The 4,095-nt window shown below is 38.2% G+C and carries 4 protein-coding genes; 3 read left to right on the top strand and 1 reads right to left on the bottom strand.

Annotated elements, in window-relative coordinates:
* Positions 1-804: 804 nt before the first annotated feature.
* A complete protein-coding gene (locus tag FC65_RS09200) occupies positions 805-1,182 on the bottom strand; it encodes a DUF4828 domain-containing protein (RefSeq protein WP_056972444.1) in 378 nt (125 codons plus the stop codon).
* Between the two features lie 333 nt (positions 1,183-1,515).
* On the opposite strand from FC65_RS09200, the gene FC65_RS09195 reads away from it, so the two are divergent.
* From FC65_RS09195 to FC65_RS09185, 3 genes are all read left to right on the top strand, one after another.
* On the top strand, positions 1,516-2,415 hold the full coding sequence (locus FC65_RS09195; protein ID WP_056972443.1) for a phosphate ABC transporter substrate-binding protein: 900 nt from the start codon (positions 1,516-1,518) through the stop codon (positions 2,413-2,415).
* 211 nt (positions 2,416-2,626) lie between these two features.
* Positions 2,627-3,112 (top strand): CvpA family protein, encoded by a 486-nt coding sequence (locus tag FC65_RS09190; protein WP_056972442.1) that lies wholly within the window; start codon positions 2,627-2,629, stop codon positions 3,110-3,112.
* A 187-nt stretch (positions 3,113-3,299) separates the two neighbouring features.
* Entirely contained in the window at positions 3,300-3,974 is a 675-nt protein-coding gene (locus tag FC65_RS09185; RefSeq protein WP_056972440.1) for a matrixin family metalloprotease, read from the top strand.
* The last annotated feature ends 121 nt before the right edge of the window (positions 3,975-4,095 follow it).

Genomic DNA, 4,095 nt, shown 5'->3' with positions numbered 1-4,095 from the left:
ATCAGTACCACTTGATAAAGAACCGTTTTTAGTCCTCTTTTCTCGTACAACGTATTAGGTATAAATTTGATAAGAAGAAGGTTTACTGCACATAAAGAAAGCAGAATTTTGAAAAGTTAAAATAGCAAGCTCCCAAGATGATAATAATGAGTGTGTTTAAAATTGCTAATAATTTGTGTGTTCTTAAATGTTCTGCGCAACAAGAAACAAAGTCGAGGGCGGAGGCTAGTGGTAAATGAGTTCTTGAGCTTAAGCGGTTGTAAAGTACTTGCCCGTGTGTTTTGACCCAATGTGTTATTTAGAAAGCGGCGCACATCAGTAATTGATTTATATGGATGTTTATCCTTTAGGTAGGTTTTTTTCATATATGGTTCGATTTGTGAGTTCCAGTTTTGGTAATAAACAATTGGAATGAGGCTTGCTTTTGTTTTCTTTAGTTTAGTAGGTCTAACTTGGATTGATTAGAATGATCTTTACTTGTGGTGTGGTACACTCATTAAGTCATTCTGCAGATAAAATTCCTAACAACTGGTAAAGGCCACCCAGCTGACACTGTATTCCTTAAGAAATTTTGCTCTAGCTAAATTAGTTTTTGCAAGCCCTAGAATAGTAGCTAATTTTTCTGTGGTCGTAAACTTTGTTCTAGACATAATAAAAGTCCCTGAAACTTGCCAGATGAATGATACTTTTTCATTTGGCAACTTTCAGGGGCTATAGCAGTGTCCAAGCTGGAAAGTTATTTTGTTTTCTAAAAAATACCCTGCCTTGTTAGCAAGGTTTCACCGTTTATTATTATTGCGTTAGCTAAGAGTTGTTAGTGGAATCGCAAGGAGTCAATTGGTAAACTCGATCATCGGCTTCATCATAGACACTGATCGGATGTTGGTCAATGGCATCGATCCGGAGATGGTAGCCGTAAGTATCTAGAAAGACTAATTCTTTTTCAGTGAGATTCAAGACTGATCCTGGTAGTGCCCGTCCATCTAGTGAAATTGAAAGATCCAAATTAATGTGCAGATGATGAACACGAGAATTATTTTCATCAGTGAACTGCCAATTCCCAGAAAATATACCTGCCAGATCATTGCTTGGCTGTTGCTTTTGTTTGCCCGGCCGGATCATTTTAGCCAAAAAACTTCCAATTAAATGTGACCTCCGTTTGCCGAAGCGCATCAATCCCATTTTTGCTCCCTCTTTCTCACCTTTGGCAATATATATCATGATTTAAATATAACACCATTTAATAGATAAAAACAGAAAAGAATTTTGATTTAAACGTAAATAGAAGTATTTGCAATAATTTCAGAATTTTGCAATAATTTTGTATTTGTTAAGCGCTTTTATAATAAAAAAGTCAAAAAAATTGCAATTTGCATAAAAGTATTTTAATGAAAGCACGAAGAAATGTTTCAAATGTAAATTTACGTATCCTTTACATTAACAACATTAAGGCTTTACCAAAAAAGGTTATTCTAAAGACAGTCAAAAAACATTAAAAGTAAAGAAGGGCTATTGATGAAAAAAACAAAATTTACGACGCTAGCAGTGGCGACTTTGGGCTTGTTTGGTTTGGTACTTGGAGGATGCAGTTCTAATTCTGGGAGTAAGGATTCGTCCTCGTCAAGTTCTTCCAAAGAAAAAATCACCATTGTTGGTTCAACAGCTTTGCAGCCTTTGATAGAAAAGGCATCTTCACAATTCCAAAATAATAATCCGGGAGCCAATATTACTGTCCAAGGCGGCGGTTCAGGTACAGGCTTGAGTCAAGTTCAATCAGGTGCCGTTCAGGTCGGAAATTCTGATATTTTTGCCGAACAACAAGAAGGGATCCATCCTGAAAAATTAAGCGACCATAAAGTGGCTGTTGTCGGGATGACACCAGTTGTCAACAAAGATGTTGGAGTCAAGAATGTTTCTATGGATCAGTTACGTCAAATCTTCACGGGTAAGATCGCTAATTGGAAAGACGTCGGCGGTAAAGACGAGAAGATTTCTGTCATCAACCGTGCCAAAGGCTCTGGAACACGCGCAACTTTCGAAAATGCTGTTTTGCAAGAAGGCGACAAGCCGGTCAATGCACAAGAACAAGATTCTAATGGGACAGTTCAAAAAATTGTTGCTCAAACACCAGGGGCAATCAGTTATCTAGCCTTCTCATATGTCAACAAGGATCTGCAAGAACTTTCGATCGACAACGTTAAGCCAGATTACAGCAACGTTTCTACTAACAAATGGAAGATCTGGTCATACGAACACATGTATACCAAAGGCAAAGCAAAAGGGACTGCTAAAAAGCTGATCGACTATGTTTTGTCCAAAGATGTTCAAAAAGGTCTGGTATCTAAACTGGGTTACTACAGTGTCCATAACATGAAAGTTACGATGGATCCAGATGGTCAGGTCAAAGATAAATAAGCATTCTGCAACAAGAATAACTTGTTAAATAATTGAAAGAAATTACCTCATTTGCCCAAAGGTGAGGTAATTTTTTTGTCTAACAAAGGATTAAGAAGCGTTAAATAGTGTTAAAACGAGTTAAATAGGTAGATGAGAAGACACATAATGCGCTAAAATAATAGGTATAGTTTTTGAGGTGGATAGAGTAAGAGAAAAAGGGAATGATTCTATGATCTTGTCAGCAATCATTATTATATTATTGATTTTCGGAGCTATTACCGGTTATAAAAGAGGCTTTATTTTGCAATTGGGTGGTTTGCTTTCTTTAGTTTTGGGCGTAATTTTTGCGATGTTTTACGGGCAAACGGCGGCAAACTGGGCAACCGAGATGTTGACTAAATATGCCCACATGCAATTTTCAGTCCCAGAACGTTACTTTACTAATATTGTTGTGTTTTTTGTCCTGTTTACACTCGCCAGCGGAGTCTTTCAAGGAATTTGGCGCAGCTTGAATAATTTGACACGGCTGCCGTTTTTGCATATCGGAAATTCTATTTTGGGGATCTTTGCTGGGATCGCCGTCCAATATTTGCTGATTTTTGTAGTTTTGAATCTATTCTTAGCGACTTCATCCAATTGGGTCCAACAGCAGTACAATGATTCAACGGTTGCGCAGAGGATCGTTAAAATCGATCAGGGCACTGAGAATTTATAGTCTGAGCTAGGAAAACAGCAAATTGTAAATATACAAGGACTTTGAAGCTCAGACAGGCTTTGTACAATGAAAAATCGCGGACTGGCTAACTTACGACTTCAGTGCCAGCAACATACCCTAAGTGCGAGAGGTTTGTTTTTTGAACGCTGCATCATGTTTTGTGATGTGAATAATGGAGGAAATTATGATGAAATGGGTCAAACGAGTCATTTCGGCCGTTGTGGTCGTGTTGACTTTCAATATTTTTTTGACACCTAATTTGGGTGAAAAGTTAGTTGACCAGACACAAGATTTTGGGTCGATCGTTGAACAAAAAGTGACGCAAAATTTTGCTGATACAGCGGTTCAAAAAGACGATCAAAAAACAGACGAAGATGGTATCGAAAATATTGTCGTCAACCGTAACCTGTCGAATAAATATTATTACCATTTCGCTAATAATGTTCCTGCCAATTTCCAGCAAAAATTTAAACAGGCGATTGCTCTCTATAATCAGACTGGGATCGTTAAGCTGGTTCCGGGTAAGGGCAGCGGCCAAGATAATGAATTGACTTTGGGTGTTTATCAAAAAGAAAACCGGACTCAAAGTCAGAGTCAGATAGGATTAAGAGAGTTGGGCTTTGGTGGGGCGCGAATCTATCCTAAGATGGGTATTGGCGGTTCTGATATGAATAGTGGACAGGCAAATTTGAATAGTAAATACCCGCCGCGTTTATCCGTGGCTTTACATGAGATCGGGCACTCGCTGGGATTGGATCATCGCAATGACCGCAATTCTATTATGTTCCCAATCGACCAAGGACGCACTTCATTTTCGGATGCAGATCTGCGTGCGTTAAAAGAAATTTATGCTCATAATTAAATTCCAACTTTTTAGAGGAGCTTGCCAGAAAGATTTTGGCAGGCTTTTTTAATGTTGAGTGGTCAGTGGTAAAAATCACAGAAAAATGTTTGTTAGCGTAAAGTATTTGTGGGTGGAAGTC

Source organism: Ligilactobacillus acidipiscis DSM 15836 (assembly GCF_001435755.1).
Lineage (GTDB): Bacteria > Bacillota > Bacilli > Lactobacillales > Lactobacillaceae > Ligilactobacillus > Ligilactobacillus acidipiscis.
This window is presented reverse-complemented; position numbering and strand designations above follow the sequence as displayed.